The organism is Actinomadura sp. NPDC048021 (genome assembly GCF_040653135.1).
Lineage (GTDB): Bacteria > Actinomycetota > Actinomycetes > Streptosporangiales > Streptosporangiaceae > Spirillospora > Spirillospora verrucosospora.
In genome coordinates, this window is sequence record NZ_JBEZJQ010000010.1 from 243623 (window position 1) to 270018 (window position 26396).

Sequence of the window (26396 nt, forward strand, 5' to 3'; positions counted from 1 at the left end):
AACTCTTCGGCAACGCGCATTCGACTAACATGTTCTTCGAACGCCCCGGGGCCCGGAATGGCTCCCGCTGGGCGGGCGTTCTTTCGAGGACGCGGAGGGGCGGTCGGGGGGGCCGCCCCTCTCGCATGCCCGTCACGGGTCGAGCACCGCGACGAACGCGACGGCGTCCCCGCCGGGCCCCGGCACCGGGTACGCGCGCACCGGAAGTGCGCGGGCGGGTCAACCGGTCGAGACGCCCAGGGCGTGACGGAGTTGGCTGGACAGCCAGGCGGTGTAGGCCTGGGGGCTCCAGCCTCGTGTCGTGACCAGGGCTCGGTAGTGGGACGGGTCGTTGAACAGCCACACGACGTCCACGGCGCGCTCGTGGTCGAGGTCGTGCGACGCGGGGCCCAGCGACTCGATGCGGTCGACCACCATGGCGGCGCCGAGGCGGCGGTTGCGCTGCATCGTCTCCCACAGCTCGGCCGGTTCGGGCCCCTCGTCGGCCGCCCGGCGGGCCACCTCGAAGATCTCCGCGGCACGCTCGCCGATGAGGCGGCAGACCTCGGCGTAGGCGTTCACGACCGCCTCCGGCGTCGTCCCCTCCAGCACCGGCCGGAACCACGGGCGCTCGGCGACCGGCACCGGCTCGTCGTCGCCCGCGAGGGCCTGGTCCACCACCTCGCGGAGCAGCGCAGCCTTGGAGCCGAAGGCGGCGAAGGCCGTCGGCCGCGCCACCTCGGCGTCCTTGGCGATGTCGGCGAGGGAGGCGGCGGCGTAGCCGCGCTCGACGAAGAGGCGGTTCGCCGCAGCGACGATCGCCTGCCGGGTCTGCCGGGCCCGCTGGTCGCGCAGCGGCGAGTCGTACCGGCGCCTCCCGCGGCCGGACGAGCTGTCATTGACGCCCATGCCGAGGCATACTACCGTCCTATTCAATAGACGTTGTCTCTCCAACTGGAGGCGGCCGTGTTACCCGTCAACCGTCCCTACGTCCTGGGAAGCGCCGAGGGCCAGGCGCTGTGGTTCCTCGGCAACCTCGTCACCGTCAAGGCCGCGGGCGCGCAGACCCGGGGCGGGGTCACCGTCGCGGAGTTCCTCAACCCGGCCGGATTCGCCCCGCCGCTGCACCGCCACCTGGAAGAGGACGAGATGTTCTACGTCCTGTCGGGCACGGCCCGCTTCCTGTGCGACGGCGAGGAGCTCGTCGCCCGTCCTGGGGACTTCGTGCTCCTGCCGGTCGGCCTGCCCCACACGTTCGTGGTCGGCTCCGATGAACCGCTGCGCTGCCTTCAGATCACCACGCCGTGCGGCTTCGAGGAGTTCGCCGCGGAAGCCGGCACCCCGGCCCGCGAACTCCGGCTCCCCGACCCGGAACCGTTCGACCCCGCGGTGCTCGGGCACGCGGCGGCACGCCACCACGTCGAGATCCTCGGCCCTCCCCCGAACGCCGTCGGCGCGTCTCGTCCGGAGTGACGGCCGAGGACTGGAGGAAGGCCGCGGCGGACGCCGAGGCGAACGCGCGGGTCCGCGGCGTGGACGCACGCGTTCGCGGCTGGGGGCGACCTCAGGCGTGCGGGACGAGATCGGAGTCCGCCGGCTCCGGCCTGCCGGGAGAGCGGCTGTCGCGCCGGTAGCGTCCGGGCGGGAGGCCGAACTCGCGTTTGAACGCGTTGGCGAATGCGTACTCCGAGCCGTATCCGACCTGTTCCGCCACGACGTTCAGAGGGGCGTCGGAGTCGCGCAGCAGCCGCGTCGCGATCGTCAACCGCCACCAGGTCAGGTAGGCCAGCGGCGGCCGCCCCACGAGCGCCGTGAAACGACGGGAGAAGGCGGCCCGCGACAGTCCCGCGTGCGCGCCCAGGCCGGCGACGGTCCAGGGACGCGCGGGATCGCCGTGGAGCGCCTCCAGGGCGGTACTGATCGCGGGGTCGGCGAGCGCCGCCGCCCACCCGGTGGCCCCGCCGCCCTCCGGTTGATCGGCGAACCACGCCCGGAGGATGTAGAGCAGCAGCGTGTCCAGCAGAGCGGGCACGAGGGCGCCGGTGCCCGGCTGAGGGTCCTCGAGTTCCGCGCCCAGCAGCTCGACCGCGGCGCGCAGCCGGTGGTGGCGTCCCAGCCGAGCGGGCAGATGCAGCACCGGAGGCAGATCGTCGAGCAGCGGGTGGACGCGGGCGGCGGCGAGCTCGTAGGCCCCGCAGAGCGTCACCGCGGCCGGGGAGCCCGAGCCCGCCCGTCCGATCGGAGCGGCGGCGTGCCTGCGCTCGAACCTTACGTCGTCCTGCGGATCGCAGGCGTGCTCGGCCAAGGGCGTGGACGGAGCGTCGGCCAGGCCGTGCCGGCTCTCGTGGGGAAGGAACACCACGTCACCGGCGGCCAACGGGAACGGGTCGCCACCTTCCGGGATGAACCAGCAGGACCCCCGCAAGACGATCTGGAACCCGGCCGCTCCCGGCACTGTCCGGAACCGCTGCCCCCACGGCGCCGACCATTCGACCAGCGCCGACCGCGGCTCACCGGTGCGCATCACGGCTATCACGTCGCTCAGCACATCCATCCCCGGATCCTAGCGATGGTGCTCGTCGGGGAGACGCTCGCTTAAGAATCCGAGATGAGCACGCATTGGTCGTCCACGGCGCCGGATCTACGGTCGATATCACTCAAGATCAGCAAGGACGTGCACGAGAGATGCGCGATCCCCTTCCATTGAGGACGACTCATGACACCAGGACTCCGATCGGATCGGCCCGCTCCGAGCCGTAGTGCGACGATGACGGCGGCGCGCGTCCACGCCTTCGGCGGGCCCGACGTGATCCGCTATGAGCGGGTCCCCCGTCCGTCCCCGGGACCGGGCGAGGTGCTGGTGCGCGTCGCGGCCGCCGGGTTCAACCCCTCGGACGTGGGCTTCCGGGCCGGCATGATGCGCGACATCGTCCCGCTGGACCTGCCGTTCACTCTCGGCTCCGAGGCCGCCGGGACGGTCGTCCAGGTCGGCGACGGCGTCGAACGCTTCGCGGTCGGCGACCACGTCGTCGGCCGCCTCGACGAGGGCGGCGCGGCGGCCGAGTACCTCACCGCTTCCGCCGCCCGGCTCGCCAGCGCGCCTTCCGGGCTCCCGCTCGCCCATGCCGCGGCGATCCCGGTCGCGGGGCTGACCGCCTGGCAGGGGCTGTTCGACCACGCCCGCGTCGGACCGGGCACGCGGATCCTCGTCAACGGCGCGGGGGGCGGCGTGGGCATGTTCGCCGTCCAGCTGGCCCGGCGCGCCGGCGCCCGCGTCATCGCCACCGCCGGTCCGCGCAGCTCCGACCGGGTCCGCGGCTACGGCGCCGAGCAGATCATCGACTACACGCGGGTCCCTCCGCACGAGGCGCTGGACCGTCCGGTGGATCTGGTGTTCAACCTCGTCCCGACAGCGCCCGAGGCCGCGCGGGCGCTGTGCCGCGCCGCCCGCCCCGGCGGCTCCCTCGTCTCGATCACCGGCCCGGTGCAGCCCCCGCCCGGATCGGACGTGACGGCCGCGCACTTCGTCGCCCGCAACGACCCCGCTCAACTCGCCGAACTCATCGCCCTCGTCGACGACGGCGCGGTGCGGGTGGACGTCGCGGCGGCCCGTCCGCTCGCGGAACTCCCGGCCGTGCACCGGGACGCCGAGGCCGGCCGCGCGAACGGCAGGACCATCCTCGTCCCCTGATGGCCATCGGGCGGCGCCGCCCGCCTGCCCTCCGGGACCGCAGCGATCAGGCGCGCGGTGCGTACATGATGATCAGGACGCCGAGGACGCAGACGGCCGCCCCGGCGACGTCCCAGCGGTCGGGGCGGAAACCGTCCACGGCCATGCCCCAGGCCAGGGACCCGGCGACGAACACGCCCCCGTAGGCGGCCAGGACGCGGCCGAAGTGGGCGTCGGGCTGGAAGGTCGCGACGAAGCCGTACAGGCCGAGGGCGACCAGGCCCGCGCCGATCCACCAGCCGCCCCGGTGCTCGCGGACGCCCTGCCAGATCATCCAGGCGCCGCCGATCTCCGCGACCGCGGCGAGGGCGAACAGGGCGAGGGAGCGCGCGATCGTCATACCGGAACGGTACTCACGCACGGAACCGCTCCCCCGCGGCCCCGGCAGGCGATCGGCGTCTCCGCATCCCGGCTCCCCGTCCCGGCCGCCCTGCGGCGGCCCATGACCTGACGGTAAGCCTGTGCCCCACTACCGGATGCAACCCGGGGGGTGCCGCGCCCGTCCCCGCCGCCGGTCACGCGGCGGCGGGGACGGAGATACCTCAGACGGTCGCGCCGTCGCTGATGTGCAGGACCGCGTCGGCCGTGTCGAGGACCGCCTGGTCCAGAGGGAAATAGCCCTGCTCGGGGACGGTGTCGGTGCGCCGGCGGGCGGACGGGATCGCGGCGGCCGGCGTCAGGCCCCACGTGGCGATGCGGCTCTGCATGCCGCCCTCGTAGGTGTCCGGCTCCGGTTCCCCGAGCTTGATCGTTTCACTGCGGCCCAGGCTCCCGGCGATGAAGGCGTACCGCTCGTCCAGCAGGGACGCGATGACGGAGCCGGTGCCGAACCAGGTGAGGTCGATGTCCCCCATGCTCATATGGCACGGGTTTCGCTGCAGGTGGGTGTTGTGCGCGAAGACGAAGGTCGGGCCGCGCCGGTCCTCGGCGTTCCGGACGGCCAGGAGGTTCTGGGCCATGAGCGCGTCGCGGGCGGCCGCCAGGCGCGAGATGCGCGCGTCCCGCTCCAGGCGCTGGGTCGCCCGCTTGTGGTACCGCAGCAGGCCGATGGCGGCGGTGAGGTGGATCTCCGCTCTGGACCACTCGGCGCGCGACGTCGCCGCGATCAGTTTCGGGGCGCGCTCGTAGAGCGCGAGGAGCATGTCGTCGGCGATCGTCCGCAGCCTGCCCGCCTCGGGCGTCGCACCGATCGACTGGGCCGGATCCATGACCGCCTCCGGGCGGCTCCACCGCCGGTCGTCGCCGGAGAGGGCCGCGATGTCGAGGTCGAGTCCCATGTAGTCGCGGGCGTGTTCGAGGTAGGCGCGCGGGCTGGGGGCGCTGAGGGTCTCCATCGGAGCGTCGAAGCCGTGGAAGGCCAGCCGCTCGTGCGGGGGACGGCCCTCGTTGTACTCCCGCATCCAGGCGACCAGCCGCCGGTTGGCGTCGATCTCCCCCCAGCCGTGCGAGAAGCCTTCGCTCATCACGGCGTCGAGGCTCCCCTTCCCCTCCTGGACGAAGTCGTCGACGGCGAGGGCGGCGACCCGGTCGGTCTCCATGGCGATCGACCGGAAGCCGTGGCCCGCCAGCCGGGCGAACAGTTCGTTGCGGAGCCGCCCGAAGGACGGCTCCCGGTGCGTCGGCTCGCCGAACGCCAGAAGGTCACAGGAGGCGGGCACGAAGTCGCGAATGTCCTGACTCATGTGGTGAAAGCGTATCCTTGAAAAGACGGTTGATACTTTCCCGCCTGTGACCGTCGTTCTTCCGTCCCAAGTCTCAAAGCGGTGATCACCCTGCGACCGTCCGACCTCGCGCGCGGGCACGGCCTCTCGGCGCAGGCCGTGCGCAACTACGAGCGCGACGGGTTCCTCCCGCCCGCCGACCGCACGCCCAGCGGCTACCGGATCTACACCGAGGTGCACGCGGCCGCCCTGCGCGCGTTCCTCGCCCTCGTCCCGGCGTTCGGGCACGCCGCCGGCGGCCGGATCATGAACGCGGTCCACGACGGCGACGTCGACGACGCCCTGCTGGTCATCGACCGCGGCCACGAGCAGGTGCTCCGCGACCGCGAGACCCTCACGGCGGTGAAGAGCGCGGTGGACCATCTGATGGCGGAGCCGGGCGCCGAGCGCCCGGGCGCCCCCGGGCCGCTGACGATCGGCGAACTCGCCCACCGGCTCGACGTCACCCCCGCGACGCTGCGCAACTGGGAGGGCATCGGCATCCTCGTCCCCGCCCGCGATCCGGCGACCGGGTACCGCGTCTTCCGCGCGAGCGACGTCCGCGACGCCGAACTCGCCCATCTCCTCAGGCGCGGCGGCTACCCGCTGGAGCACATCGCCACGGTGGTCCGGCAGGTCCGGACGGCGGGCGGCACCGGGCCCCTGGCGGAGGCGCTGGACGACTGGCGGCGCAGGCTCACCGCACGGGGCCTCGCCATGCTCGCCGCGTCCGGTGAACTGAGCCGCTATCTGGACGTTCTCGACCGCGCCGGGTGGCGAACGGATCCAGGAGAAGCAGGCACTGCAGCAGGAGGGGGCCGAGGGCGAGGCTGAACAGGCAGTCGGTGAGCCAGTGCTTGTCGACCACCGTGAGGGCCACCGCCGTGACCGTCCCGGTCACCACCGCGATGTCGCGGCGGCGGCGCGGAGGCAGGGCCCCGGACGTCGCGGGGAACGCGACGACCACCAGTTCGAGGATGACCCAGACGAGCACGAACCCGTTGAGGGTGTGGCCGGACGGGTAGGCGTCGCCGCGGACGAACAGCACGTCGGTCTCGCTGATCGGGAACGTCCGGGGGATCGCCGCCTTCAGCAGCACCTGCAGCAGCGAGAGGACGCCCACGATCAGCACGCTCGCCAGCGGGTACCGGACCGACCGCACCCGTACCGCGGCGATGATCGCGAGCGGGACGATGACCCTCGCCAGGTAGCCCCGCTGGCCGAGCGCCGCGAAGACGTCCACCGCCGTCAGCCGCCAGCCCTGGACGTGCGCGTCGCTCCAGTCGTGCACGACGTGGTCGAGGTGGCGGAGCGGACCGTCCAGCAGGACGTCCACCGTGACGAGCACCATGACCGCCACGAGCACCGCGTACCAGCTCTTGGTCCCCCACCTCACGGCCGGAACATTCCCCGGCCCGCACCGGAAGCACCTCATCGGCGCATCAGAATGCGCGCCGTGCGGGGGAGACACAGAGAAATGCTCGTCACGAGCTTGTGAGAAAGAGGGGGCGCACACGTACGCGCCTAGAGACTTGCCAGGTACCCCCGAGCGGATTCGAACCGCCGTTACCGCCTTGAGAGGGCGGCGTCCTAGGCCACTAGACGACGGGGGCAGGACCATGACCTTCGCGGTCTCCCGCGCGGCCTCGCCTAGCTTACCGGACCCGACCCCCCACCTCGAACCGGTTTCCCCCCGAACCTCCCAGCACCCCCACGCTCACGACGAAGCCCGTCTACAGACTGCACAACCTCGATCACACGATCGCAGCCGGAGGAGCGGGGACGCTCCTGCCCCCCACTTGGCCGCCCAGGCTTCAACGCCCGCCTTCGCGGGCCAGGAAGGCGCTCCGGACAACCGGCTCGAATCCGCCATTGCAGAAATCGTCGACTTGAGCCCCGAACGAACTGAACGGCTCGTCGAAGCACAGAGAAGGAAAGCGCCAGTCGACACAAACCGCCAACACGAGGGAATCGCACGAAGGCGACAGAAAAACGCCGGTTGGACGTCGCAGAAAAAACCCTCTAGGCGTACGCCCCAACCAAGTGAGGGCGAAGCCCGAACACCGGGGGTTCCAGGGGGTCGCCCCCCTGGGAAGACACTGCGGGCCCCGGCGAAGTTGAGGCCCAAAGGGCCTCAACGAGCAGGGAAGCCCGCCACGTACCCCCGAGCGGATTCGAACCGCCGTTACCGCCTTGAGAGGGCGGCGTCCTAGGCCACTAGACGACGGGGGCATGTGTCCGCCTGAGCGGACGCAGCTGGGGTACCAGGACTCGAACCTAGACTAAGTGAACCAGAATCACTCGTGCTGCCGATTACACCATACCCCAGTGAGGTACGGGCTCCCGAACCGTTTCCGGCTGGTTGCTCGCGCCTCGAAGAGAATACAGGACAGTGGGAGCAGGGCCAAAACGATTGGCCGACCGGAGGGTCATCGGGTGAAGTCGGGCGGTCCGATGTGCTCGTGACCCCAGGCGACGAGGGGGCGGAGGCGCCGCCAGGACGCGCCGACCCGGGAGACGACCTCGTCGGCGTCGGACATCCACGGGTCGGCGGGCCAGCCCTCGCGGGCGTAGAGGGAGCGGTGCCGCAGGAGGTCCAGCCGGGGGTGGTCGGGGTCGGTCCCGCGCGGGCGGGTCTTGAGGCGGTCGCCGGCGATCTCCATGCCGGCGGCGCGGAGGTCGTCCACGATGGCCCGCAGCTCGGCGCCGTGGGTGTCGGAGGCGACGGCCTCGCGGTAGCGGCGGAGCTGGTCGGGGGTCGGGGCGTACATGCCGCCCGCGACCATGAGCCCGTCCGCGTCGACCTGGATGTAGAAGCCCTCGCTGGTGTGGCCGCCCTGGTGCGTCTTGTACGGCGTCTTGTCCTTGCTGAACCGGACGTCGCGGTAGGGGCGGAAAAGCTTGACCGCGCCGAACTCGCCTTCGAGTTCGGCGCACAGCTCGGCCAAGGGCTCACGCACGTGGCGCTCGTAGACGTCCTTGTGGGACGTCCAGTAGGGCTTGCTGTTGTCGGCCTGCAAACCCTCGTAGAAGGCGAACGCCTCGTCGCTGAAGCCGCTGAACACCTGGGCCCCCTCAGTCGCGGGCGATGACCCGGTTGGTGAGGCTGCCGATGTTCTCGACGGTGACGGTGACCTCGTCCCCGACCTCCAGGGGGCCGACGCCGGCGGGGGTGCCGGTCAGGATGACGTCGCCGGGCAGCAGCGTCATGACCTGGCTGACGTACTCGACCAGGGTGGGGACGTCGTGCAGCAGCAGGGACGTGCGGGCCTCCTGCCGGACCTCCCCGTTGACGGTGGTGGAGATCGACAGGTCGGCGGGATCGACCTCGGTCTCGATCCACGGCCCGATCGGGCAGAACGTGTCGAAGCCCTTGGCCCGCGTCCACTGCCCGTCCTTGGCCTGCAGGTCGCGGGCGGTGACGTCGTTGGCGCAGGTGTAGCCGAGGATGACCTCGGCGGCGCGGGCCGCCGGGACCTCGCGGCACATCCGGCCGATGACGACGGCGAGCTCGCCCTCGTGGTCGACGCGCTCGGACAGCTTCTGCGGGTAGGCGATCGCCTCCTCGGGGCCGATCACGGCGGTGGACGGCTTGGAGAACAGCACCGGCTCGGCGGGCGGCTCGTCCCCGCCCATCTCGCGGACGTGGTCGGCGTAGTTCTTCCCGATCGCGATGATCTTGCTGGGCAGGATCGGGGCGAGCAGCCGGACGTCGGCGAGCGGGAGGCGCTGCCCGGTGAAGGTCAGCTCCCCGAAGGGGTGGGCCGCGATGACGGCGACGGTGTTCTCCTCCACCACACCGAAGGACATGCCGTCGTCGGTGGAGAATCTGGCGATACGCATGGTCAAGAGCCTAGTACGCCGGTCAGAAGCCGCAGGCCCTGCCGTTCAGCACGCAGGACTTCGGGGTGGACGCCGTCCCGGCCGCGCCGAACTGGATGTCCCAGGTCGAGCCGGGCTGGATCGGGGGGACGCCGTCCAGGTTCCTGATCTCGACAGTGGAGCCGCCGTGCACGAGCCGGGCGCCCCAGATGTTCTTCACGTCGGCGCGGGGGGCCTTGAACGTCAGCTTCCACGCCTTCAGGGGCTTCTTGGTGTGGTTCGTGATGACCATCTTGCCCTCGAAGTACCCGCTGTCCTGCTGGACGAGCTGGTACGTGATGCCCTTGCCCTGCACGAGCGGCCCGATCGGGGCGGTGGTCACCGGGGGCGGCGTGACGGGCTGCCCGCCGGGCTGCTGCCCCCCAGGCTGCTGCCCCCCGGGCGGCTGGTTCGTGGGGGCCCCGGACTGCGGGGGCGTGGCGGGCGCGCCGCCGCCGGGCGTGGGCGCGCCGGACGACGCTGGTCCGGTGCCGCCGCCCGTCGCCGGACCGCTCGCCGACGGGGTCGGGGACGTCTGGCCGGAGGCCTTGCCCTTCTCGGAGCCGCCGCCGAGCACCAGCGCCACGACGCCGACCAGGACGAGGACCACCACCAGGGCGCCCAGCAGGATGAGGACCGGCGGCCGCCGCGACCGGGACGGCGGCTGCCCGCCGGGCGGCCCGCCGGGCAGCCCGCCGGACGGCGACGCCACCGCGGGCGGCGGCATCGGCGGGACGGTCGACTCGTGGTGCGGGGGCATCGTGCTCTGGGCAGGGGAAGGGGCCCCGGGCATCCCGTAGGCGAACGCCGGGGGGCCGCTCTCCGCCGGGTTCGCCGTCTCCTCCTCGGAGGCGAACTGCTCCGTCCACGGCGCCTCGGCGGGCATCGGGGCGGCGGCCTGGGCCGCGACCTGCGCGGGCGGCGCCTGCTCCGACGGGGGCGCCTGCTCCGGGAAGAGCGCCGGCTCGGGGAAGGGCGCCGGCTCCCGGAAGGGCGGCGGCTCCTGGTACGGAGCGGGAGGCTGGGCGTACACCGGCGCCGGGTTCGCGCCCTGCTCGAAGGCGGCCGGCTGCGCCAGTGGCGGGACGGCCGGAGCGGCCTGGGGCGGGACGGGCGGAGCGGCCGGGGGCGGCGCGGGCCTGGCGGGCTGCTCCATGGGGATGTCGGTGAAGGTGGCGGGAGGCTGGAACGCGGTCACGTCGAGCTCGTCGACGGTGTCCGCGGGCGGCGGCTTCTGGAAGGTGATGACGCCCGGGTCGCGCAGCGTCCTGTCGAAGTCGTCGTCCGGCTCGACGCCCGGACCGTCCTGGTACGTCGTCTCCAGATCGTCCTCGGGGTCGTCGGACGGGAGGTCCTGCATCACCACGGCGTCCGACTGGGGGACGTCATGGGTCGTGGCGTCCCCGTCGAAGAGGTCGTCGTCCAGGTCGTCGCCGTCGGCCGGACCGTCCACCGTCCCGGGAAGGGGCAGCTCTCCGGACACCGGGGACTTCCTGGAGACGCCGAACTCGGCGGTCGTCTTGTGGTCCGGGGGCACGTACCCGGAGTCCTCGCCGCTCAACTCGTCCACCTTCCACTGACGCCGATCTCATGGAGTCCGACGACCGGCGTGACGGATCGGTTCGCCCCCCGCCCCGACGGCGTCAGCCGGCGGGGGCCGGTTCGAGTCCGCGGCGCGCGGCCTGCCGCATCTGCCGGTTGAGCGTAGCGGTGATGAGCTCGATCGCGTCGGGAGTGGTGGCGTCCTGCGCGCCGCTGAGCCAGCGGGTCGCCTCCGCCAGCAGCTCGACGGCCGTGTGGTCGGCTCCGGCGTCGGCCATCCGCCCGAGGACGGCGCCGAGGCGCAGCGCGGCGTCGGCGCTCCCGGACTCGGCCGCCCGCCGGTACCAGCCGGCCGCCTGCTCCAGACGGCCCTCGCGCTCGTACGTCTCGCCGAGGCCGAACGCCACGTCGGCCCAGGTCCCGTCCGTGGGACGCCCAAGGTCCTCGGGGCTCCAGGGTCGGACAGGCATACGATCACTCCGGCGGGTCGGGTCGCAGGGACATCGGTTCACAGGGGACGGGGCTTGCGCGCACGTGCCGCGCAGAATGCCATAGTGGATCCTTCAACTGAAATCCGCTACCGGTTTCGCCGGTTTGGCGAACTTTCTGCGTGACCGTACCGATACTCACGGAAAGATCCCCGTTCATCCGAACGAACGGGCCGCTCCCCGTGTCCGCGAGCATCGGCGCGCTCCTTTAACGCGACGCGGCTAGCGCACCAGGCCATGGTAATCCGGGTGTCTGTCAATCCACTTCTTGATGAACGGGCACAGCGGGACGACCGAGAAACCCTTGGAGCGGACGTCGTCCAAGGCGCCACGTGCCAGCGCACTGCCCAGGCCCTTGCCCTCGAACGCGGAGTCGACCTCGGTGTGGGTGAAGACGACGGTGCCCTCGCCCCGCTCGTACTCGGCGAATCCGGCGAGGTCGCCGTCCACCCGGATCTCGTAGCGGCTCTGCTCGGCGTTGTCGCTGATCTCGGTGCTCATGCCCTGATAATGCCCGCGACCGCGCGGAGATTCCCGCCTCAGCCGGCCTCGTAGCCGGCGCGGAGCAGGCAGTAGGTGACGGCCTCCTCCAGGGCCTGCCAGGACGCGGCGATCACGTTGTCCTCGACGCCGACGGTCCCCCACTCGCGCTCGCCGTCGCCGGACTCGACGAGCACCCGGGTCCGCGCGTCGGTGCCGTGCGCGCCCTCCAGGATGCGGACCTTGTAGTCGACCAGCTCCAGCCGCGCCAGCTCCGGGTAGAGGCGGCCGAGCGCGAGCCGCAGCGCGTTGTCGAGGGCGTTGACGGGGCCGTTGCCCTCACCGGTCGCGATGATCCGCTCGCCCTTGGCGTGCAGCTTGACGGTGGCCTCGCTGATCATGGAGCCGTCCGGCCGGCGCTCCACGATCGACCGCCACGACTCGACCTCGAAGTGCCGCTGCCGGACGCCGGTCAGCTCCTCGCGCAGCAGCAGCTCGAACGAGGCGTCCGCGGCCTCGAAGGTGTAGCCGGTGGACTCCAGCTCCTTCACCCGGGCCACGACGGCCTTGGCCTTCTCCCCGGACAGGTCGTAGCCGAGCTCGCGGCCCTTCAGCTCGACCGACGCGCGCCCGGCCATGCTGGACACCAGCATCCGCATGTCGTTGCCGACGGCGGCCGGGTCGATGTGCTGGTACAGGTCGGGGTCGATCTTGACGGCGGACGCGTGCAGCCCGGCCTTGTGCGCGAACGCGGACACGCCCACGTACGGCTGCTGCGAGCTCGGCGCGACGTTGGTGACCTCGGAGACGGCGTGGGCGATCCGCGTCATCTCGGCGAGCTGGGCGTCGGAGACGAGGCTCATGCCCCGCTTGAGCTGGAGGTTCCCGACGACGGTGAACAGGTTGGCGTTGCCGCTGCGCTCGCCGTACCCGTTCGCGCAGCCCTGGACGTGCGTCGCGCCGGCCCGGACGGCGGCGAGCGTGTTGGCGACCGCGCAGCCGGAGTCGTCGTGGCAGTGGATGCCGACGCGGACGCCGTGGCCGACGACCTCGTGCACGACCTCGGCCAGCTCGTCCGGCAGCATGCCGCCGTTGGTGTCGCAGAGCGCGACGACGTCGGCGCCCGCCTCGGCGGCGGTGCGGACGGCCTCCAGCGCGTAGGCGCGGTTGGCCTTGTAGCCGTCGAAGAAGTGCTCGGCGTCCAGGAAGACCCGTTGGCCCTCCGCACGCAGGTGGGAGACCGTGTCGCGGATCATCGCGAGGTTCTCCTCCAGGGTGGTGCGGAGGGCCAGCTCGACGTGCCTGTCGTGACTCTTGGCGACCAGGGTCACGACGGACGCGCCGGATTCGCGCAGAGCGGCGACCTGGGGGTCGTCGGCCGCCTTCACCCCGGCCCGGCGGGTCGCGCCGAACGCGGTGAGCTGCGCGTGCCTCAGGTCGAGCTCTGTTCGAGCCCGCCTGAAGAACTCGGTGTCCTTGGGGTTGGCGCCCGGCCAGCCGCCCTCGATGAAGCCGACGCCCAGGTCGTCCAGATGTCGCGCGACCGCGAGCTTGTCGGGCACGGAGAGGTTGAGCCCCTCCTGCTGCGAGCCGTCGCGCAGAGTGGTGTCGTAGACGTGGAACGCGTCGCCTTGCATGTGAGAACCCCCAGGGGGACCAGCGCCAGGACGCAAAAAAGACCCCTCACGGACGTGAGAGGTCTGCGCGCCGGCGGTGTCCCGTTAGCTGCCGGCGCGCCAGCCGATAATCACGAGGCTGTGGCGCATGATGCTCACAGTCTGCCACATGGTCCTCGGATCTTGGACATCCGTCTCAGATGCTGGGACGTCGCCGCCGGACCCGCCGCCGCCCCGCCGCCGCCCCGCGGCCATAACGCGACTTTCTCCCCTTGGAGTCCATTGCACAATAAAGAACGATTACCAATCAAAAGATGATGGCAATACATTCCTCACCCCGAAATGCACTTGCGCTTTCACGGTAAAAGGAATGAGGATCGCACTGTCCGCCGGAGAAGGGGGATCCGATGAGCGGCGAACCGGTCCGCGGGACGGTGGCGTCCTGGGACGACGATGCCGGGTGGGGGGTTCTGGTCTCACCCGACGTGCCCGGCGAGGTCTGGGCGCACTTCTCGGACGTGCAGGCCGAACCGGGTGCCTTCGCCTCGCTCGACCCGGGCGAGAGCGTGCTCTTCACCTGGGAGGAGGCCGAGCAGGACGGCTACGCCTACCGCGCGCTGTACGTGCGGTCGGTCGGCCGCGGCTGAGCACCCGGGCGGCGGGCTGACCGAGGCCGTCCACCCGACGTGGCGGACGGCGAACCTTTCCGAAGGGAATTCCTGGAATGCGCATGCACACATACGGCCGGGTCGCGGCCGCTTCCGGAACGGCGCTGGTGATGGCGCTCGGCACCGTGTCCACCGCGTCCGCCGCATCCGCCGCGTCCGCGGCCGGGCGTCCGGAACGCGCCGCACCCACCCATTACTTCACGTTCACGAAAAGCCGCCAGTCGTTCGTCTACCGCGACTCGGTCGGCCGGTTCCACGCGCAGGTGAACGTGGCCAGGCCCTCCAGGGGCTACCCGATGCCGTGGCTGTTCCAGATCACCAGTGCGAGGCTGCGGGCGATCGCGCGCAGCAGGGCCGTCTGCACGGCGACCGGGCTGAACGGCCGGTACCACGACCGGCACGTCGTCCCCGTCGGCTACCTCTGGCACTCCACGGTGGCACCGCACCGCGTCCGGAAGGTCTACACGCTCTCGGGCATCTGCACCTTCGCGGTGCAGGAGGGCGGCCGCCCCGGCCGCGCCTTCGTCGGCTTCTCGTTCAACTACGCCATCAACCCGTCCTCGCGGGGCGCGGGACCGGCGAGCAAGGGCCCGGTCGTCGAGACGTCCGTGCACATCCGCCACTGAGCGGCCCGGACCGGTCCGGCGGCGCGCCGCTGCGGGCGCGCGCCGCCGGCGCCGCCGGTCAGACGATCTTGTGGACCCAGCCGTAGGGGTCGGGACGGGTGCCGTACTGGATGCCGACCAGCTCCTGGCGCAGCCGCATCGAGATCTCGCCGGGCTCGCCGTCGCCGATCGTCCACTCGCGGTCCCGGCCCTTGACCCGGCCGACCGGGCTGATGATCGCGGCGGTGCCGCAGCCGAACACCTCGGTGATCTCGCCGGAGGCACAGCCCGCCTCCCACTCGTCGATGCTGATCTTGCCTTCCTCGGTGGGCACGCCGAGGTCGGGCGCCAGCTTGAGCATCGAGTCGCGGGTGACGCCGGCGAGCAGGGTGCCGGTGAGCGCGGGGGTGAGCAGCCGGGCCTGGGCCCCGGAGCCGTAGACGAACATGAGGTTCATCGAGCCGACCTCCTCGACCCAGCGGTGCTCCACCGCGTCGAGCCAGACGACCTGGTCGCAGCCCTGCGCGACGGCCTCGGCCTGGCCGGCGAAGGACGCGGCGTAGTTGCCGCCGAACTTGGCCTCCCCGGTCCCGCCGGGCGCCGCGCGGGTGTAGTCCTGCGACAGCCACACCGAGACGGGCTTGATGCCGCGCGGGTAGTAGAGGCCGGACGGGGACGCGATGACCATGAAGAGGAACTCGTGGGCCGGGCTGTTGACGCCGAGCGCCCGCGTGGTGGCGAACATGAAGGGCCGCAGGTAGAGGCTGTGGCCCTCGGTGTCGGGCACCCAGTCCTTGTCGGTGCGGACGAGCGTCTCGACGGCGTCCACGAACAGCTGCTCGGGGATCTCCGGCATCGCCATCCGCCTGGCCGACCGGTTCATCCGCGCGGCGTTCATGTACGGCCGGAAGGTGACGATCGAACCGTCGGGCTGCCGGTAGGCCTTGAGGCCCTCGAAGAGCTCCTGGGCGTAGTGGAACACCTGCGAGGCCGGGTCCATCGGGATCGGCCCGTAGGGTTCGAGCTTCGCGTCGTGCCAGCCGCGCTCGGCCGAGTACCGGATCGTGACCATGTGGTCGGTGAAGTATCGGCCGAAACCGGGCTCGGCCAGGATCCGCGCGCGGTCCTCGGCGGTCGCGGGCCGCTCGGTGCGCGTGATCTCGAATTCCAGGGTGTCGCTCATCGCGGTCTCGTCCTCTCGCGGATGGCCCATGCTGCCCCATCGCCGCATCGGCTTCCTAGTCCCCATTGTCCTACTTCGTCTAGACCTGCTCCTCCACGCGGGCGCATACGGAAAACCGGGCGCGCCGCGAGGGCACGCCCGGTCTGGCCGGAGGCGGCGTGCCCCTAGCCGGATACTCGCTTGGCGATCGCGTCGCCGATCTGGGACGTGGACCGGGCGCCCAGCGCGGCGCGCTCGGCCAGGTCGTCCGAGACGGCCTGCTCGACGCGGCGGGCGGCGTCGCCCTCGCCGACGTGGTCGAGCAGCATGGCGACCGACAGGATCGTGGCGGTCGGGTCGGCCTTGCCCTGTCCGGCGATGTCGGGGGCGCTGCCGTGCACCGGCTCGAACATCGACGGCGCGGTGCGGTCGGGGTTGACGTTCCCGGACGCGGCGAGCCCGATGCCGCCGGCGATCGCGGCGCCGATGTCGGTGATGATGTCGCCGAACAGGTTGTCGGTGACGATGACGTCGTACCGCCGCGGCTGGCTCACGAAGAACATCGTGGCCGCGTCCACGTGGCAGTAGTCGGTCGTGACCTGCGGGTACTCCGCGGCGACCCGCTTCAGGGTCCGCTGGTAGAGGTCACCGGCGAAGGTGAGCACGTTGTCCTTGTGGACGAGCGTGAGCTTCCTGCGCGGCCGCGACGCCGCGACCTCGAACGCGTACCGGATGACGCGCTCGACGCCGTAGGCGGTGTTGACGCTCTCCTGCGTGGCGACCTCGTGCGGGGTGCCCTTGCGCAGGACGCCGCCGACGCCGGTGTACGGGCCCTCGGTGCCCTCCCGCACGACGACCATGTCGATGTCGTCCGGGGTCACGCCGGCCAGCGGGGTGCTGACGCCCGGGAACAGCTTCACCGGGCGCAGGTTGACGTAGTGGTCCAGCTCGAACCGGGTCCGCAGCAGCAGCCCGCGCTCCAGCGTGCCGCTCGGCACGCTCGGGTCGCCGACGGCGCCGAGCAGGATGACCTCCTGCTCGCGCAGTTCCTCCAGGACCGAGTCGGGCAGCGTCTCCCCCGTCCGGTGCCACCGCGCGGCGCCCAGGTCGTAGGAGGTCTGCTCGAACGTGAGGTCGCCGGACACGGCGTCGAGGACCTTCAGTCCCTCGGCGACCACCTCGGGGCCGATCCCGTCCCCCGGGATGACGGCCAGACGAATGCTGCGCGAAGCCATGCGCGCACTCTACTGCAAACGTCTCAGTGCTTGGGCTTTCGTCTCACATCGCGGGCATTCAGCGCGCCAGCCCGCAATCACCGCACATGCCACCACCAGGGACGCGGTAATACAGGCAGCAATTGTTCCGGACGAACCCGCGCGGCCCGAAGGACCCGGCCCCGACCAGTGGTTCCCGCGCGAGCAGCGCCCGCACGATCGCGGCACGCCCGGGATCGGCGGCCCCCACGTTCAGGCTCCCGGCGAGGGCCGAGGCCGCGTTGCCCCAGACCAGCCCGTCCGCGAGCCTGACGAAGTCCAGCAGCGCCTCCCGCAGCGGCCGCAGCAGCCCGTCCACGACCATGGGATGGACGATCTCGACGGCCTCGGCCACGCTCCCGACGCGCCACCCGCGCACGTCGGCGAGCCCCAGCATGATCGGCTCACCCGGCGCCCACCGCCACCGCAGCCCCGAAAGATCGGGCACGACCCCGAGCGCCGCCGCGGCGACGACCGGCGACCAGATCCGCGCCGCGAGCCCCTGGAAGAGCAGCGAGGCCGCCACCCGGGTCTCATCGGTCCCGAGCCGCCCGGCATGGTCGCGGACGACCTCCCGCAGCCGTCCGGCACCCCCGGGAAACGCCCCCCAGCCGGCCTCGCCGGAGACCTCCTCCGCAACGAGCTCGAAATAGGGCCCAAGCCCGGCAACGCGCCCCAGCACGCTACGAACCTCGGCACTACTCACATCGCCCGCCACTCCCCCAGTCTCGCATCGGCGCCCGGGCAAGGCCCGCCCGCCCAGCACCGCAACCACGCACGCCCTCAAGGCTCGCGATCGCGTCCAAGGCAGCTTCAAGCAAACGAAACCTGAGCGCGGAGCGGCTGCCCGGCACGACGCAGCGAGACTGGCGGGCAACCTCGGGCCTTAGAGGCGGCCACTACGCGGCACCCGACTCGCTGACCGGACCCACTACTGCAACCGCCTCAGCCTGCCTCGCAACCCCGCGACAACCTCAGTGGTTGCGATCGCGTCCGAAGGCAGGTTCAAGCGAAGCGAGAACCTGATCGCGCAGCGAGCCGCCAGGCGAGACGGAGCGATGCCAGCGATCGCCCTAATTCTTCGACGATGGAGGGCCCCTAGGCCCGAAGGAGGAGAAGAATTAATCGGCTCTTCTTTCCAGGGCCGTCTGCAGGGCGCGGGCGGCTTCTTCCTGGGCGTCGTCGGCGGGGGCGTTGTTCCGGGTCTCGTTCATGATGGAATGCTCCGATCGCTGGGCTGGTGGCCAGAGGGGCCGCCGGGGGGGCCGTGGTTCGCACGGTCCGGTTCGGCATCGGACTCACGGCCAGGCAGAGCCTCCGCAGCGGGTGCCGGCCTGCCGATGTTCAGGCCCCGCTGCGGCAGCGAAGGATTACCACGAAGCGCCGCATGACTACAGCGAGGCTACCCGCGGTTCGGCGGGTTGTCCCGACCCGTGGCTCAAAATCTCGGCATATGAGATGGGCGGGCGTCCGGCCCGTGGCCGGACGCCCGCCCGAGGCTCAGCCGTCGTGACGGCCGGCCTTCGCGTCATGCGGGGGTCGCCCCCCGGCGGCTAACCCTCCAGGTCGACGCGGCGGCCCATGTCGGCGCCCACCTCGCGGCTGATGGCGTCGACGAGCTGGGGCGCGATGGCCGAGTCGACGGTGAGCGCGATGAGCGCCTTGCCGCCCTTGGCGTCGCGGCCGACCTGCATGCCGGCGATGTTGACCTGCTCGTCGCCGAGCAGCTTGCCGACGGCGCCGACGATGCCGGGGCGGTCGACGTAGGAGAAGAACGCCATGTGCTCGGTCGGGACGAGCTCCATGTTGTAGCCGTTGATCTCGATGATCCGCTCGGCGTGCTTGGGGCCGGTGAGGGTGCCCGACACCGACACGACGGAGCCGTCGGACATGGTGCCGCGCACCTGCACGACGTTGCGCCAGTCGGGGCTGTCCTCGCTGGTGGTGAGGGTGACCTCGACGCCGCGGTCGCGGGCCAGCAGCGGCGCGTTGACGAAGGTCACGGCCTCCTCGATGACGTCCACGAAGACGCCCTTGAGCGCGGCCAGCTCCAGGACCTTCACGTCGTGCTCGGCGATCTCGCCGCGGACCACCACGTCCAGCCGGACGGGGACGCCGCCGGCGAGGGCGGTGAAGATGCGGCCGAGCTTCTCGGCGAGCGGCAGGCCGGGCTTGACGTCCTCGGCGACGGCGCCGCCCTGCACGTTCACCGCGTCCGGGACGAACTCGCCGGACAGCGCGAGCTTCACGGAGCGGGCGACCTGGGTGCCCGCCTTCTCCTGCGCCTCGTGGGTGCTGGCGCCGAGGTGCGGGGTGACGACGACGCTGTCATGGTGGAACAGCGGGCTCTCGGTGCACGGCTCGGTGCTGAACACGTCGATGCCGGCGCCGGCGACGCGGCCGTCCTTGAGCGCGAGGTCGAGGGCCGCCTCGTCGACGATGCCGCCGCGGGCGGCGTTGACGATGCGGACGGACGGCTTGACCTGCTGGAGCTCGCGGTCGCCGATGAGGCCGAGGGTCTCGGGCGTCTTCGGCAGGTGGACGGTGATGAAGTCGCTCTCGCGGAGCAGCTCGTCGAGCGTGACGAGCTTCACGCCGAGCTGCGCGGCGCGGGCGGCCTGGACGTAGGGGTCGAAGGCGATGACGTTCATGTCGAACGCGGCGAGGCGCTGGGCGACGAGGACGCCGATGCGGCCGAGGCCGAGCACGCCGACGGTCTTGCCCTGGAGCTCGACGCCGGTGTACTTGGAGCGCTTCCACTCGCCCTGCTTGAGCGCGGAGTGGCCCTGCGGCACGTTCCGGGCGGTGGCCAGGAGCAGCGCGATCGCGTGCTCGGCGGCGGTGACGATGTTGGACGTGGGCGCGTTGACGACCATCACGCCGGCCTTGGTGGCGGCCTCCACGTCGACGTTGTCGAGGCCGACGCCGGCCCGGGCGACGACCCGGAGCTTCTTGGCGTGCCGGAACACCTCGGCGGTGACCTTGGTGGCGCTGCGGACGATCAGGGCGTCCACGTCGGCGACGGCGGGCAGCAGTTGTTCTTTGTCGCTGCCGTCGACGTGGCGGACGTCGTAGTCGGCCTCCAGGACGGCGATGCCGGCCGGGGAGAGTTCTTCTGCGACGAGGACGACGGGCTTGCTCAAGTGGAAACAGTCCTTCGAGAAAAGTAGGTGTTCGTGTGCTGTGCAGGTGAAGTCGCGAGTCACCTCGTCGTGCCCTCGCCCCCTCCGGTGAGTCTATAACCCGGGGGCGGCGGGGGTTCGCGGCAGGGAAAGACCCGTCAGTAACTCCTGTTCGTCCTGCGTTGTAATGATTCGTCAGGCGGCGTTCGGCTCCGGCACGGAGGCGAGCACGGACGCCACCCGCTCGGCGTCGCCGACGTGCACGTGCGGGACGTCCACGAACACCCGCAGCGGCCCGGGCGGCAGCCCCAGCTCGTCGGCGACCTGGACCTGCACCTCGCGGAGCGGGATGTAGGCCAGGTAGGCGCGGTGGACGTTCTGCGACCGGAACATCGCCGTCATGATCAGACGGTAGCCGCGAATGCGGAACGACAGCGCGGTGAGCGCCGGCAGCCCGTCGGCCGGCTCGCCCGGGATCGTGAGCGAGATCCAGGCGCTGGTGGTCCACGGCCTCGCGCGCAGCAGGTCCACCACCCACCGGATCTGGTCGTGGCCCTGCAGGTCGTGCAGCCGCGGCCAGAACCGCCCGCGGACGGCCCGGCGGGTGCGCTCCTGCGCCCGACGGACCAGGCGCGCCCGGTCGCCGTACTCGCGCAGGATCGGGTCCTCCCAGCTCAGCGAGCAGATCTCGAACAGCAGCGGCGGCCCCTCGATGATGGGCCCGCCGTCCTCCAGCCCCGCCTCCCCGGCCGCCCACACGTGCCGCAGGACGCCGATCCACGCCCGCCCGCACGTCTCGAAGCGCCGGACGTCCCGGTCCTCCCGCCCCGGCATGTCCTCCCGCCCCGGCATGTCACGGCTCCCCGCCGTGACCGGTTCCCCGGTCCGCCGCGCGGATCGTCGGGGATTCGCCTGCCCGTCGCATTGCCCGCCGGACGAGAAATTCCGGGCCACCGCCCACCGGTGCCCTCGCCTCGCCGCCGTTCAGCCTCACACCGCTCATGTACACGCCCCAAGGCCCGCTCCGGCCGAGGTCACGGGGTGTTCGCGCAGGCTCTCCTCCCGCGCCGGCCCCGGCCGTAACGGCTTTCTTCAAGTATCTGGCAAAGTACCCAGAAAGGGTAGGGATGATTGGCCGGGAGGCGCCTTCACTCGAATTCTTACCCGTGCGACGATGATCGGTCATCGGACAATCTGTCCAAAAGCCGCGTTTCGCCTTACCAGGCGTTCGCCTTACCGGGGACCCGCCCGCCGGGCCCCGCCTCACCAGGGATCGGGGACGTCCTTGTGCAGGACGACGTAGCCCTCTCTCTGGAAGACCTCCCGGTACCCCTCCGCCTTGAGCCCCTCGACCCGCCGCCGCTGCTCGGCGGGCGAGGCGAAGGGGAACTCCAGCCGCTCCACCTGGGCGATCACCCAGGGCGCGCCGTGCGAGCGGTCGTCCCACAGCAGCACGCGGGCGCGGGACGTCAGCGCCGGGCCGAGGCCGTTCGCGGCCTCGACGAGCGCGCCGTCCGGGATGCGTTCGACGGCCGCGGACGCGGCCCGGACCCGCTCGTTCGGCCGCCACAGCGCGGGGTCGGCCAAATGGCGATAGGCGAAGAACGGCGCGAAAGCGACCGTGACCGCGAGGATTCCCGCCATCGGCGCGGCGGACGGCAGACGTCCCGGCGCGCCTCGCGCGAACCGGGCCCGTCCGCGCAGCCGGGCCGCCCCGTCGGCAGCCGCCAGGACGAGCACGGCGACGATGAACGCGTTGTAGTGGTAGTGGGGCTCCCACCAGTTGCTGAACCGGCTGGCGAGCATCCGCTCGGCGAGCAGCGGGACGGCGGTGAGGGTCAGCGGTGACGCCAGCGGCAGCAGGAGCAGCGGGAGCAGCACCAGAGCCATCGTGAGGAGCTTCTGCGGCGGGTCGCCGAGGACGCGGAGGACGTCCCAGGGATGGGTGACGGCGTGCACCGCGGCGTGGGGAAGGTCGGGACCGAGCGCCCCGTACGCCCAGTAGTAGTCGTTGTCCCCGCCGAACGCCGCGACGGCCACGCGCGAGCAGGCCCAGGTCGCGGCGACCCCCACCGCGACGTAGGCCAGGCCGGCCCGCCGGTCTCCCGGCGGCAGGAGTCCGCGCAGGCCCCGCAGGCTCCGCCGCCCCCGCCCGGTGGGACGGGTGAGCAGGTAGAGGCCGAAGCCCGCGAGCAGCAGCCCCATGTCCTCCTTCACCAGGAGCAGGGCGAACGCGGCGGCCGCCGCCTGGAGCCGCCGTCCCGCGTCGTGCCGCTCGACCATCAGCGCCAACAGCAGCGGCACGAAGGCGACCTCGTGGAAGTCGAAGGCGAGCGCCTCGGCGATCGGCCAGGACAGCGCGTAGGCGCCCGCGGCGCAGTAGGCGGCACGGGCGCCGAGCCTGCGCTCGGTGTACCGCCAGATCGGCGGGATCGCGAGCGCGAGCAGGACGGCCTGGGCGACCAGCAGGGTCGCCGGTCCGTCGTGGATCCAGTAGAGCGGCGCGAGCAGGGCGAGGAGGGGCGAGAAGTGGTCGCCGAGGATCGAGAAGTCCGGGCCGAAGTCGTTGTGGACGCCCTTGACGATGGCGACCGGCAGGCCGAACCGGCTGTAGGAGCGGATCGCCTGGTCGAAGATCACCAGGTCGTAGCTGCCCGTCCGGAAGGCGCGCAGCCGCATCAGCGAGTACGTCCCGTACAGCAGCGCGCTCGCCGCGACCAGCGCCGCCAGGGCGGCGCGCCGGCGGCGGGCGCCCCCGCGGCCCGCGGAGGAGCCGCCCGCCGGTCCCTGCACCGCCACCGCCTCGACCACGCGCCGGACGCTATCACCAGCGCCGGCGCGTGGTTGAGGGGCCCCGGGCGTCTCTACCCCGGGGTGCGCCGGACCGCGGGGAGGCGGCCGCCGGTCACCGCGCCGGCGACGAGCGCCGCGACGAGCGGGACGCCGATCGCCAGTGCGATGAGGAGCAGCCACGGGATGTCGACGATCGTGCCGTGCGGGGCGGCGCCGGTCTCCTCCAGGCTGTCGGTGAGCGGGCGCGTCACCGCGAGGCCTGGGACGAGCCCGCCGGCGATGCCGAGCCAGCAGCCGAGCCCGGCGATGAAGGCGCCCCGGCCCATCGTCAGCAGCCGGCCGGTGCGGGGCCGGGCGCCGACGGCGCGCAGGGTCGCCAGGTCGGGACGGGCGTCCGCGGCGGCGAGCCCGGTGGCGATCAGGGTGGCGCCGAGCGCCAGGGCGGCCGCGGCCCCGCCGAGCATCAGCGTGACGCGCCCGTACGACTCGGTGAAGCCCCGTTCGACGCGCACCGCGCTGTCGCTGGGGCCGAAGGTCCGCATGGTCCTGGTCAGCCGGGCCTGCTCGGCCTTGGTGACCCGGTGGTCGGCGCGGTCGATCCCGAACGCCTCCGTCCGGACGGGCAGGCCCGTCTTCCCGGCGAGCGTCTCCGCGACCTTGGGTGGGACGATGGCGGGCACGTGCGGGTCGCCCTGGGCGGCGACGGCCGGCAGGTCCTTGATCGTCGCGAGCGTGTGCTCCTTGTCGTCGTCCCAGTAGGTCACGGCGGCGCTGACCGTCCCGTGGTCGGGCGGCCGCGCCCGGAACAGGACGATCTTGCCCGCGTCCAGCGCCGAGGACACCGCGGGATCGTCGCGGCCGAGCAGCATCCGGGCCTCCCGGGGACCGCCGGCCACGACCTGCAGGACCTCGGCCTGCGGCCCGGCGCGCTTGACCGAGAGGGAGAGCGAGAGGCACTTCGCGCTGTCCCCGCCCAGGCATTCCCCCCAGGGCCCAGGGAGGGTGCGCAGCGGGACGAGGGGCACGCCCGGCAGGTCGCGCCGGACGGCGGCGGCCACGGCGCCCTCCTGCTCGGCATGCGTCACACGGATCAGCGCCGAGCCGTGGGGCAGCACCGCCTGGTACTCCACCTGCCGCTGCCGGAAGTCGCTGGCGCCCCCGATGGCCAGCGCGGTGACGCCCGCCACGGCCGCCATGATCGCGGCGACCGCGGGCGCGGTGCGGGCCCGGTTGCGGGCGCCGTCCCGGACGGCGAGGCGCAGCGGCAGCGGCAGCCGTGGCGCGAGCCGCCCGGTCGTCTCGACGATCCACGGACCGGCGAGGACCAGGCCGATGATGATCGCCACGGCGCCGAGCGCGGCGCCGAACTCGCGCAGCACCCGGACGCCCTCCAGGGATCCCGCCACGCCCGCCACGACGAGGACGCCGCCGGCGATCGGCAGACCGCGCCGCGCCCGGCCGGGCGGTTCGCGGCGGCCGGCGAGGGCGGCGACCACGTCCATCCGGCCGGCCTGGCGCGCGGGCACCAGGGCGGCGAGCACCCCGCTGCCGGCGCCGAGCAGCATCGTCACGGCGACGACGGTCCACGGCACGGTCAGCGGGCCGAGCCCGTCCGGTCCGGACCCGAGCCGCGCGACGACGGCCGCGGCGGCGATGCCGAGCCCGGCCCCGGCCAGCGCGGCGATCCCGCCGAGGAGCAGGCCGCTCGCCAGGACGACGGCGCGCAGGTGCCGGCCCGCGCCGCCCGACGCCGCGACGAGCGCGAGCTCGCGGCGCCGCCGCCGGACGTCCACCATGAACGCCGGCCCGGCGAGCAGGACGACCTCCAGCACGACCATCGCGACGATCATCGCGAGCACGGCCGACTCGGCGGCGCTCGGGGCGCCGGACTCCGCGTCGGCCCCCGCACCGGCGGTCGAGCGCAGCACGGCCAGGGCGACGACGACGCCGATCGGCAGGCCGATCATGGACAGCACGAGCGCCGTGCGGCCCTTGGCGCGCAGCGCGTCCTGGCGGGCCATGCGCAGCGCGAAGACGTAGCGGTTCACAGGTTCTCCTGAAGGAGGCTCTCGGGGCCGGTGGCACCGGGCGTGGCGTCGACGATCCGGCCGTCGCGCAGGAACACGATCCGGTCGGCCCAGGCGGCGTGCCGCGACTCGTGCGTGACCATCAGGCAGGACGCGCCCGCGTCGCAGCGGGCCCGCAGCACGCGCAGCACGTCCTCGCCGGTGTGGCTGTCGAGCGCCCCGGTCGGCTCGTCGGCCAGGACGAGCCGCCGCTCGCCGACCAGCGCGCGGGCGATCGCGACGCGCTGCTGCTGGCCGCCGGACATCTCGTCGGGGAAGCGGTCGGCCAGCTCGGCGACGCCGACCTCCGCGAGCGCCTCACGCGCCTCGCGGCGGGCCGTGCGGGCGCGGACGCCGTCCAGCTCGCGCGGCAGCATGACGTTCTCGGCCGCGGTGAGGCTCGGGATGAGGTTGAGGTCCTGGAAGACGTAGCCGACGCCGCGGCGGCGCAGCGCGGCCCGCCCGGCCCGGCCGAGTCCGGCGAGGTCGGCGCCGTCCACCAGGATCCGGCCGGCCGTGGGATGGTCGAGCCCGCCGGCGAGCGTCAGCAGGGTCGACTTGCCGGAGCCCGAGGGGCCCATCACGGCGACGAACTCCCCCGCCGCGACGTCCAGCGTCACCTCGCGCAGCGCGTGGACGAGGGACGGGCCGGCGCCGTGGTCGCGGGACACCTCCCGCATCGCAAGAAGGCTCATCGCCGCGCCTCCTCGTCGACCGGAGCGGGCGCCTCGACCGGGGCGGGCGCGGTGGCCTCGGCGCGGGCGACGTAGGCCTCGCAGTGGTCCAGCCAGCGGACCTCGGCCTCCGCCTGGAAGATCATGGATTCCAGGACGAGCCGCCACGCGCGGTCGCCCTGGTCGGCGGGGACGGCGGGCGCGCCGGCCTTGAGGCGGGTGAGGTCCTGCAGGGTGCGCAGCGTGGCGGTGCGCTGGGTCTGGACGACGTGCGCGGTGTCGACGCCGGGCGTGGTGACGGCCATCGCCAGCTTGATCGCCAACTCGTCGCGGGGGCGGTCGGAGCGGGCGATGGGGGTGGCGAACCACCGCCGCACGTCCTCCTCCCCCGCGGGGGTGATCCGGTAGACGAACCGGCCCTCGTCGTCGGCGTCCCCGCGCGTGACGAGCTCGTCGCGTTCGAGGCGGGACAGGGTGGAGTAGACCTGGCCGATGTTGAGCGGCCAGGTGGCGCCGGTGGACGACTCGAACTCGGCGCGCAGCTGGTAGCCGTAGCGGGGCCCCTGGGACAGCAGGGCGAGCAGACCGTGACGGATGGACATGCCTACCAAGTATGCATACCGAGTATGCGGCAGGCAATACCGAGTATGCATCCGA

General features: G+C 72.5%; 24 protein-coding genes, 3 tRNA genes and 1 pseudogene. 5 read left to right on the forward strand and 23 right to left on the reverse strand.

Annotated elements, in window-relative coordinates; translation table 11 throughout:
* Positions 1 to 219 precede the first annotated feature (219 nt).
* Positions 220 to 888: a TetR family transcriptional regulator gene (locus tag AB0C87_RS19145; protein WP_353833425.1), complete on the reverse strand. Its 669-nt coding sequence runs from the start codon at positions 886 to 888 to the stop codon at positions 220 to 222.
* 57 nt (positions 889 to 945) lie between these two features.
* Between AB0C87_RS19145 and AB0C87_RS19150 the strand changes: the two genes are divergently transcribed.
* The gene (locus AB0C87_RS19150; protein ID WP_353833426.1) at positions 946 to 1452 is read left to right on the forward strand and encodes a cupin domain-containing protein; all 507 of its coding nucleotides are present in this window, start codon (positions 946 to 948) and stop codon (positions 1450 to 1452) included.
* Between the two features lie 91 nt (positions 1453 to 1543).
* Here AB0C87_RS19150 and AB0C87_RS19155 read toward each other — a convergent pair whose 3' ends face one another.
* Positions 1544 to 2533 carry an AraC family transcriptional regulator gene (locus AB0C87_RS19155; RefSeq protein WP_360578708.1) on the reverse strand — a complete coding sequence of 330 codons (990 nt, stop codon included), beginning with the start codon at positions 2531 to 2533 and terminating at the stop codon, positions 1544 to 1546.
* 213 nt (positions 2534 to 2746) lie between these two features.
* Between AB0C87_RS19155 and AB0C87_RS19160 the strand changes: the two genes are divergently transcribed.
* Positions 2747 to 3670 carry an NADP-dependent oxidoreductase gene (locus AB0C87_RS19160; RefSeq protein WP_360578710.1) on the forward strand — a complete coding sequence of 308 codons (924 nt, stop codon included), beginning with the start codon at positions 2747 to 2749 and terminating at the stop codon, positions 3668 to 3670.
* A gap of 46 nt (positions 3671 to 3716) precedes the next feature.
* On the opposite strand, the gene AB0C87_RS19165 is transcribed toward AB0C87_RS19160, so the two are convergent.
* Together AB0C87_RS19165 and AB0C87_RS19170 are read right to left on the reverse strand one after the other, a co-directional pair.
* The gene (locus tag AB0C87_RS19165; RefSeq protein WP_345174852.1) at positions 3717 to 4049 is read right to left on the reverse strand and encodes a YnfA family protein; all 333 of its coding nucleotides are present in this window, start codon (positions 4047 to 4049) and stop codon (positions 3717 to 3719) included.
* 202 nt (positions 4050 to 4251) lie between these two features.
* On the reverse strand, positions 4252 to 5391 hold the full coding sequence (locus AB0C87_RS19170) for an erythromycin esterase family protein (RefSeq protein WP_360578713.1): 1140 nt from the start codon (positions 5389 to 5391) through the stop codon (positions 4252 to 4254).
* A 90-nt stretch (positions 5392 to 5481) separates the two neighbouring features.
* On the opposite strand from AB0C87_RS19170, the gene AB0C87_RS19175 reads away from it, so the two are divergent.
* Entirely contained in the window at positions 5482 to 6243 is a 762-nt protein-coding gene (locus AB0C87_RS19175; RefSeq protein WP_345175211.1) for a TioE family transcriptional regulator, read from the forward strand.
* A 13-nt stretch (positions 6244 to 6256) separates the two neighbouring features.
* Here AB0C87_RS19175 and AB0C87_RS19180 read toward each other — a convergent pair.
* From AB0C87_RS19180 to cimA, 10 genes and pseudogenes are all read right to left on the reverse strand, one after another.
* Positions 6257 to 6844, reverse strand: a pseudogene (locus AB0C87_RS19180) (hypothetical protein); the annotation flags it as partial.
* A 105-nt stretch (positions 6845 to 6949) separates the two neighbouring features.
* Positions 6950 to 7022: transfer RNA gene (locus tag AB0C87_RS19185), tRNA-Glu, on the reverse strand.
* Between the two features lie 546 nt (positions 7023 to 7568).
* Positions 7569 to 7641: transfer RNA gene (locus AB0C87_RS19190), tRNA-Glu, on the reverse strand.
* A 24-nt stretch (positions 7642 to 7665) separates the two neighbouring features.
* Positions 7666 to 7737: transfer RNA gene (locus tag AB0C87_RS19195), tRNA-Gln, on the reverse strand.
* A gap of 101 nt (positions 7738 to 7838) precedes the next feature.
* Positions 7839 to 8474, reverse strand: a complete 636-nt coding sequence (locus AB0C87_RS19200) for a DUF2461 domain-containing protein (protein WP_345174848.1) — start codon at positions 8472 to 8474, stop codon at positions 7839 to 7841.
* A gap of 10 nt (positions 8475 to 8484) precedes the next feature.
* Positions 8485 to 9252, reverse strand: coding sequence for a fumarylacetoacetate hydrolase family protein (locus AB0C87_RS19205; protein ID WP_345174845.1), 768 nt, complete (start codon positions 9250 to 9252; stop codon positions 8485 to 8487).
* A gap of 22 nt (positions 9253 to 9274) precedes the next feature.
* Positions 9275 to 10831, reverse strand: a complete 1557-nt coding sequence (locus tag AB0C87_RS19210; RefSeq protein ID WP_360578715.1) for a cellulose binding domain-containing protein — start codon at positions 10829 to 10831, stop codon at positions 9275 to 9277.
* An 82-nt stretch (positions 10832 to 10913) separates the two neighbouring features.
* Positions 10914 to 11282: a hypothetical protein gene (locus AB0C87_RS19215; RefSeq protein ID WP_345174842.1), complete on the reverse strand. Its 369-nt coding sequence runs from the start codon at positions 11280 to 11282 to the stop codon at positions 10914 to 10916.
* A 240-nt stretch (positions 11283 to 11522) separates the two neighbouring features.
* Entirely contained in the window at positions 11523 to 11801 is a 279-nt protein-coding gene (locus tag AB0C87_RS19220; RefSeq protein ID WP_353835678.1) for a GNAT family N-acetyltransferase, read from the reverse strand.
* Positions 11802 to 11839: 38 nt separating this feature from the next.
* Entirely contained in the window at positions 11840 to 13417 is a 1578-nt protein-coding gene (gene cimA / locus AB0C87_RS19225; RefSeq protein WP_345174840.1) for a citramalate synthase, read from the reverse strand.
* Positions 13418 to 13803: 386 nt separating this feature from the next.
* Here cimA and AB0C87_RS19230 point away from each other — a divergent pair, with 386 nt between their 5' ends.
* Complete coding sequence (locus tag AB0C87_RS19230) at positions 13804 to 14043, forward strand: cold shock domain-containing protein (protein WP_345174838.1); 240 nt, start codon at positions 13804 to 13806, stop codon at positions 14041 to 14043.
* Positions 14044 to 14120: 77 nt separating this feature from the next.
* The gene (locus AB0C87_RS19235; RefSeq protein WP_360578717.1) at positions 14121 to 14690 is read left to right on the forward strand and encodes a hypothetical protein; all 570 of its coding nucleotides are present in this window, start codon (positions 14121 to 14123) and stop codon (positions 14688 to 14690) included.
* A gap of 58 nt (positions 14691 to 14748) precedes the next feature.
* Here AB0C87_RS19235 and AB0C87_RS19240 read toward each other — a convergent pair whose 3' ends face one another.
* From AB0C87_RS19240 to AB0C87_RS19280, 9 genes are all read right to left on the reverse strand, one after another.
* Complete coding sequence (locus AB0C87_RS19240; protein ID WP_360578765.1) at positions 14749 to 15852, reverse strand: branched-chain amino acid aminotransferase; 1104 nt, start codon at positions 15850 to 15852, stop codon at positions 14749 to 14751.
* Between the two features lie 164 nt (positions 15853 to 16016).
* Positions 16017 to 17066 (reverse strand): 3-isopropylmalate dehydrogenase, encoded by a 1050-nt coding sequence (locus AB0C87_RS19245; protein WP_345174835.1) that lies wholly within the window; start codon positions 17064 to 17066, stop codon positions 16017 to 16019.
* A 58-nt stretch (positions 17067 to 17124) separates the two neighbouring features.
* Positions 17125 to 17766, reverse strand: coding sequence for a (2Fe-2S)-binding protein (locus tag AB0C87_RS19250; protein WP_360578719.1), 642 nt, complete (start codon positions 17764 to 17766; stop codon positions 17125 to 17127).
* Positions 17767 to 18637: 871 nt separating this feature from the next.
* On the reverse strand, positions 18638 to 20227 hold the full coding sequence (gene serA, locus AB0C87_RS19255) for a phosphoglycerate dehydrogenase (RefSeq protein WP_360578721.1): 1590 nt from the start codon (positions 20225 to 20227) through the stop codon (positions 18638 to 18640).
* A gap of 174 nt (positions 20228 to 20401) precedes the next feature.
* A complete protein-coding gene (locus tag AB0C87_RS19260; RefSeq protein ID WP_345174829.1) occupies positions 20402 to 21058 on the reverse strand; it encodes a hypothetical protein in 657 nt (218 codons plus the stop codon).
* Between the two features lie 411 nt (positions 21059 to 21469).
* Positions 21470 to 23017 carry a DUF2079 domain-containing protein gene (locus tag AB0C87_RS19265; protein ID WP_360578723.1) on the reverse strand — a complete coding sequence of 516 codons (1548 nt, stop codon included), beginning with the start codon at positions 23015 to 23017 and terminating at the stop codon, positions 21470 to 21472.
* Between the two features lie 53 nt (positions 23018 to 23070).
* The gene (locus AB0C87_RS19270) at positions 23071 to 25047 is read right to left on the reverse strand and encodes an FtsX-like permease family protein (RefSeq protein WP_360578725.1); all 1977 of its coding nucleotides are present in this window, start codon (positions 25045 to 25047) and stop codon (positions 23071 to 23073) included.
* Complete coding sequence (locus tag AB0C87_RS19275) at positions 25044 to 25760, reverse strand: ABC transporter ATP-binding protein (RefSeq protein WP_345174825.1); 717 nt, start codon at positions 25758 to 25760, stop codon at positions 25044 to 25046. Before AB0C87_RS19275 ends, AB0C87_RS19270 begins: the two co-directional genes overlap by 4 nt.
* Positions 25757 to 26341 carry a PadR family transcriptional regulator gene (locus AB0C87_RS19280; protein WP_360358647.1) on the reverse strand — a complete coding sequence of 195 codons (585 nt, stop codon included), beginning with the start codon at positions 26339 to 26341 and terminating at the stop codon, positions 25757 to 25759. The genes AB0C87_RS19275 and AB0C87_RS19280 overlap by 4 nt, the downstream gene beginning before the upstream one ends.
* Between the last annotated feature and the right edge of the window lie 55 nt (positions 26342 to 26396).